The sequence below is a fragment of the Dapis hubbardiae BLCC-M172 genome, from assembly GCF_050016015.1.
Classification (GTDB): domain Bacteria; phylum Cyanobacteriota; class Cyanobacteriia; order Cyanobacteriales; family Microcoleaceae; genus Trichodesmium.
The window spans coordinates 1-6,176 of the sequence record NZ_JBNHEQ010000084.1 but is presented as its reverse complement, the minus strand read 5'-3'; the positions used below and the strand labels follow the sequence as shown (position 1 = coordinate 6,176).

General features: G+C 37.1%; 4 protein-coding genes. All 4 read left to right on the top strand.

Translation table 11 applies throughout. From position 1 onward, the window contains the following. The first annotated feature begins 412 nt into the window (after nucleotides 1-412). The 4 genes from ACP6PK_RS08295 (at nucleotide 413) to ACP6PK_RS08280 (ending at nucleotide 6,042) form a co-directional block, all read left to right on the top strand. Nucleotides 413-1,009 carry a hypothetical protein gene (locus ACP6PK_RS08295; RefSeq protein WP_094673792.1) on the top strand — a complete coding sequence of 199 codons (597 nt, stop codon included), beginning with the start codon at nucleotides 413-415 and terminating at the stop codon, nucleotides 1,007-1,009. A 323-nt stretch (nucleotides 1,010-1,332) separates the two neighbouring features. After that, entirely contained in the window at nucleotides 1,333-1,764 is a 432-nt protein-coding gene (locus ACP6PK_RS08290; RefSeq protein WP_094673793.1) for a hypothetical protein, read from the top strand. Between the two features lie 396 nt (nucleotides 1,765-2,160). Beyond that, a complete protein-coding gene (locus tag ACP6PK_RS08285; protein ID WP_426559203.1) occupies nucleotides 2,161-2,736 on the top strand; it encodes a hypothetical protein in 576 nt (191 codons plus the stop codon). Between the two features lie 948 nt (nucleotides 2,737-3,684). Continuing rightward, nucleotides 3,685-6,042 carry a histidine kinase gene (locus ACP6PK_RS08280; RefSeq protein WP_094673795.1) on the top strand — a complete coding sequence of 786 codons (2,358 nt, stop codon included), beginning with the start codon at nucleotides 3,685-3,687 and terminating at the stop codon, nucleotides 6,040-6,042. Nucleotides 6,043-6,176: the final 134 nt, after the last annotated feature.

The window sequence follows — 6,176 nt, the reverse complement described above, 5'->3', positions numbered from 1 at the left end:
GGGGCGGGTTTTTTCAGTTATCAGTTATCAGTTATCAGTGCGATTTGTAGGGGCGGGTTTAATCAGAAATTTTGGTACATGAACAATAATTCATCAAAACCCGCCCCGCCCAAGACCCGGTGGATAATATCGGCAGGGGGCGGGTTCATTTCATTATCGAATTCCCATTAACACCCTACGCGGAACCAACCCCTACACCATTTGTTCTACTTCGCGCTTGTTCATAAATGATTGTCATCAATGTCATTATGATTGTTAATAGTATGAAGATTTGACTTCATCAAATCTTCTTGACGCTGCAGGGAGGGAAGTATGTTAGGATTAAATCATTGCATTCAGGTTCGAGTGCAATCATTTCCCTTTCCTTTATTGGATACATTTTTTTCAAATCATAAGAAAATACCATTTAAAAATGAATACTTCAAACTTCAGGACATTCCTGCAAGCTACTATTGTTGGAGCTACCTTTTCCCTACTCCAATATCCAGCTACTGCAGTTAAATTTGCCTCTACCATCAACCTTACAAATAGCTACCAAATCGTATTTAACTGGGAAGCAGAAAAGAGCTCCTTCGGGGATATGTCGGTTCAGAACAATGAGTTAACAGACTGGAATGCCACCATATCTGATTCTTCAGGCGGACAATTGCAATCTTTTGCACCACAATCTACACTGGAATTTGAATTCGACTGTTTCTCATGTGGACTTGGACCAAATTGGAGTCAGATTGCAGGTGCAGGTATAATAAAAGAATTAAGAATAATAGAAGATGATGTCTCAGTATTTGAGTTCAGCTATTTGGACGACCAAAAAGTAGTGAATTCTGAATTGTTTCCTATAGACACTGATTACATCTCGCAGTTGACGAAATTGAATAAGGTAGGCAGCGCTGAAGACGTCACCTCGACCAACGTCCAAACCCCCGAACCAGCCCTAACTATTGGTTTGATCACACTTAGCAGTTTAATGCTAGGTGGAAGAAGAAATACTAGAAAGGCAAAAGCCTAAAAAGTCTGCAAAATCAAAAAAGGAGAGGTGAAGGAAAATTTTTTCCTTCACTCTAACAAGTAGAAGAATTTGCCCACAGAAACCTTTGTCTCTGTCGGCGTTATGTTTATACCTCCTGACTCCTCTAAAATCATACTTTTATTTAACAACGCCGAATTAATAGCAGTTACCATTACTAGCGCGGACATTCTTGCTAAACACAAAAATTTAGTGCGTGCTGCGAATTTAACTTCTGATTTCTGACTTCATCTATAGCATTGTCCCATCGCAACTCAAAAAATATGATATGATTCACAATTGTTAATATTTGTGGATCGAAAAAAATGTATACTAACACTTTTTTTAATTTTCCTGTTTATACAGTAATTGAATTGACATTACTTTTCTCTATTCTCTTGGGAGTCATTTTTAAAGATATGTTGGAGTATAAACTAACTATCTGGTCTTGGTCTAGAAGCAAAAACTCTCAAGCAAAAATAGATTATCAAACACCTAACATAATAACTGCTTATTTAGGCACGACTTTATTTGTATTTTTATGTGTCGCATCTAGTCTTTCTACTTTTAATATTGTGGAATGGTTATCTATTGTTATAGGTGCAATAGTAGTCTTTCCAACAGCTTTATTGATTTGGGTACAATTAGGCTCAATGTTTAAGTTAATGGTTGAAGAGGGGATAGAAGCTATTAACATTGAAAAAGAATATATGTCAGGAGAAAAAAAAGTTAAGGCAGAAGAAACAACTAATCAATAGTTATATGATTTTCAGATAATTAGTTATAAAAAATTATTTGTTTGTAGTTGCGCTAAAGCGCCCCTAGTTGATTGACATATCTAAAATGGTGCGTTACGACGGATTGTTAAATCCTTTTCATAGTCTCGTCTTTTAGCCGTCTAACGCACCCTACTGGACTATAAATTTTACTGACTGATAACTGATAACTGATAACTGATAACTGAAATACCTTGCCAAAAATAGGTCTTGGTGGTAAATTCTTGGCTGAGGCTTTTAATTAAAATCCCGCCCTTTAAGGCAAGGTTTGATCAAAGAGCCAATAAACTAACCACTGTCCAGCTAGACCTGCTTTTTCAACTCAGATTGAGAAAAACAGTTTATGGCCAGGACAAAATTTGGTGTTGTGAGGTAGTCATGGGTCTTTTAAGACATACTATTTTGACAAGTGGTTGCTTGTCAATGTTTATTACATTCGGAGCAATTTATCCGGCGATCGCTGCTCCTGAAAATGAAAAAGTTGCCCAACGGGAAAGAACTCGTTCTGGGTCAGCAAATCAGATTGAGGTTGTAGGCTATGTTAAGGGTATTATCGGTAATGTAGTCACAATTCTCATAGATGAAGAAGACGAACTAGGCATTCCTGGAATTGGAGCTAATGATGGTGAACCAACCTATGTAACAATTCCTGAAGAGGAACGTGGTCAACTACGAACTCTATATTTTTCCCCTCGGCATACTATGGAAATAGCGGGTCTAGTACCTGGAATGCGGGTCTATGCTATTGTGGGTAAAGAAGATGACGATCCAGAAAAGCCTTGTGGTTGTATTGATTTCTTTAAAGTTATCCCAGATTATAATTACGAACGGGTAGAAGTTCGATTACCACAATATAACTTCCAGGGTCCTCCATCTTTAGAGTTTCCACCACTTCAACCACCACCTCCTATCACACGACCTCCTGCACCACCACCTGTCAGAGGGCTGTGGTAATTTTCAGGAGAAATTCTATAATTTATTGTATGATGCCACTATTCAATTTTAGTGGCATTATTTTTTGTATATTTTCTTGTTTTTATACCCGATACTATGAGTGCGAACAATTGTTAACAATGCACAGCAAGATTAACCTGCTGAAGGGGTATCTCCCAATGTCTACAAGAAAACTTGTAGACGCCTTTAAACACTTACGTCGCCTTGGTTATCGGCGTTCGCAGAAGTTTCAATTACTTGACCATGCGCTTCGGTAACTTATCAGGATAGCGGTTACATAGTGGGCTGGTTTTACACCACAAACTGCTCTGTTTGTCAAACTTTAGCATAATCTATGCAACTATACCAGTATAACTAGATCAATATATATAAACTTATGTCAATGTTTATTAGTAAATCAAGAATAGTCGATCAACCTTCTGACTCCTGACTTTTGATTCTTGAGTTTTGACTACTGACTTTTGACTCATTATTTATAACTATTCAACCGGACATGATTTTATTTGTCCAAAGAATATTTATTTTAATTTATGGCCAGTAATCAAAAACTCTACAACTCTCTGAAAGTAGTATAGCTCAATGATTGGACTAACAAAGCTAATTTAATTAAAGCATTAGATTATTATAGGGGGAGATGATAGGATGGGGCAATAGGGCGATGGGGTAATAAGACAATGGGGCGATGGCGTGATGGGATAATGGGACAATGGGGCGATGGGGCGATGGGGCGATGGGGCGATGGGGCGATGGGGCGATGACGTGATGGCGCTGGTTTATCTCATTAAATAAATGTTATTAATGCATTAATTGAATACTGAACCCGTTCCTACAGAATGTTGATATTATTAATTTCAAGGATAACCCACCCTACTATTGCAACATTTTTAGATGTGTTGGTCTACTAAAATAAAAAAATACATATTCAAACAAATATCAGGTGCAAAAGGTATGCAGAGTTCTAAACAAAAAAGCACAGATAAACATTATAAATATGAGACAAAAGCTTTACCGGAGCAAACTTCTCTAACTGAAAACAATCAAAATACTGACTATCTACAGATAGAACAACTATTGCAAGCTTTAGCATTACAACTACCGAAGCATCATAATCAAATTGAGCAACTAAAAATTTGGAGGCAAATAACAGAGCGACTGGAAAATTTACCATTGCACAGCAGAAGATTAACAGCAATTATAGAACCAGGTAGTTTGAGCTTCCAATATGCTAGTTATCCCTTTTGCCAACTCATGGGTATAGATCGCATTGATGAAGTAGAAGCACAACCAAAAATTAAGCTTAACGAGTTATTCAGTGATTGGGATAACACGAGGCTAGAAAAACTTTACCGCCTACAAATTTTGCACTGGGTACTAAAACAACTTTATCAGATAGACACAGCAAATCTACAATTTCAAAATTATTCGGTTATATCAACAGTTAATTCCACAAAAAATTCAGAAGTCTGCCATATAGAATTCTGGTTTTGTTCTGACCAGCTAAAAGTTACGAGAGTTGACAAAAAAATAGATGAATTTGTAGATTTTAATCTCCAGTCAATGTCAAATTCTGAACAAGCAGCTTGGTTGATACAACCAGAAAATATAGAAATGTTAGCCCAAAATTTAAAATTGGAAAATTACCAAATAGAAGGCTTACTTTTACTCGAAGGGTTAGATGTCACTGTTAAAGAAAAAAAACGAAAACTAATCCAACTTTTAGTTGAACCAGAATCATTAGTGGAGAAAGAGAAATTTCAGCCAATAGAAAAATTAATGCGATCGCTATTCCGAGCAGATGATATGATGTTACTGCGAAATGAAGGAGAAAAACAATTCAAGTTATTTATTGGCAGTGAGTTTTTAACAAGAGCACCATATCCCAAGGTATATTCTACACTGAGCTTAGAGAATTCTCCAATCCTCAAAACTGCAACAAAAAATCAAATTCAAAATATTCCCGAACTTGAATCAAATTGTCCAACTGAGTATGAACAAAATTTATCTCAAAAAGGATTTCGCTCCTTACTTATAATTCCCATAGTGATTAAACCTGCTGCTCCACAAGAAGAGGTAGGTCTAGCAGAAATATTGGGAATAGTAGGATTAATGAGCAATCATCCGAGGAACTTTAATTTCTCTGATTACAAAAATGCCGAAGACTTGATTCCAGCTTTTATCGCTGCGGTTCGTCAAACAATTCAACAACGGTTTACTAATATTCGTAATATTCATCCTGCAGTCGAATGGCGATTTTTGCAAGAAGCTGAACGACGACGTTGGGGACTACCTCCAGAAACAATTGTTTTTGAGGATGTCTATCCCCTGTATGGTATCTGTGATATTCGTGGCTCTTCTACAGAACGTAACCGTGCAATTCAAAGTGATATTCTTGCTCAATTTCGCTTAGGTTTAGCTATTGTAGAAGCTGTTTGCCAAAAGCAAGATAGTGCTTTGTGTAACCAACTACGACAAGATATGTTGGAATATATTAAGTCCCTAGAAGAAAGAGTTTCAGTGGATACTGAAATCACAGCTTTAGAATACCTGCGTTGCCGTGTAGAGGTATACTTTGACTATTTTGTAAAATGTGGAGATACTATTAAAGCTGCTGTTGAAGCGTACCGTGCTGCTTGTGATAATAACCATCATAGCGTATATCAAGAACGAGAACGCTATGACCAGATGTTGCACAAAATTAACTACCATCTCCAAAATACTTGGGAAAAGTGGCAAAGACAGATGCAGCAAATTATCCCTCACCATTGTGATTTTGAGGCTACTGATGGCATAGATCACATGATGTATGTGGGTAAGTCTATTAACTCTGAATTTAATCAATTTCATCTTAGCAGTTTACGTTACGATCAATTACGGGCAATTTGTGATTGTGCCAGAACTGCTATACGTTTAAAGGCTGAATCTGAGGAGCCTATATTAGGAGTTGTGCATCTGATATTAGTCCAGAATTCTACCATTGATATTTATCATAATGAAAGTACGGAAAGATTATTTGATGTTAAAGGTAGTCACGATATTCGTTATGAAATTGTTAAAAAGCGTATTGACAAGGGCGTAGACAAGGACACAAAAGAGCGCATTACTCAACCTGGGATGTTGACGGTTGTTTATTCTACAGATGAGGAGTGGGAGGAATATGAACAGTATTTTCGTTATTTGGTTCGTGAAGGTTGGGTGGAGGATAAATTGGAGACTGGTTTGATTGAGCCTTTACAGGGAGTAAGTGGTTTACGGTATGTTCGGGCGAAGGTGCTGTTGTCTGAAGAAGTTGAATCTAATCAAAAATAGATTAATGATTAATTGAGGACTTACGCACGCGAAACCCGGTTTCTAGGGTAAATGATTGTTTTGAACAATAGACTTCTAGCCCACATTCCGCACGACAAAATGTAGTACATAAAGAAGGGAAAACTTGAGTAAGT

What these genes read in the sequence shown, in the direction of transcription:
- ACP6PK_RS08295 (WP_094673792.1), top strand. Translation starts at nt 413, where the DNA reads ATGAATACTTCAAACTTCAGGACATTCCTGCAAGCTACTATTGTTGGA.
- ACP6PK_RS08290 (WP_094673793.1), top strand. Translation starts at nt 1,333, where the DNA reads ATGTATACTAACACTTTTTTTAATTTTCCTGTTTATACAGTAATTGAA.
- ACP6PK_RS08285 (WP_426559203.1), top strand. Translation starts at nt 2,161, where the DNA reads ATGGGTCTTTTAAGACATACTATTTTGACAAGTGGTTGCTTGTCAATG.
- ACP6PK_RS08280 (WP_094673795.1), top strand. Translation starts at nt 3,685, where the DNA reads ATGCAGAGTTCTAAACAAAAAAGCACAGATAAACATTATAAATATGAG.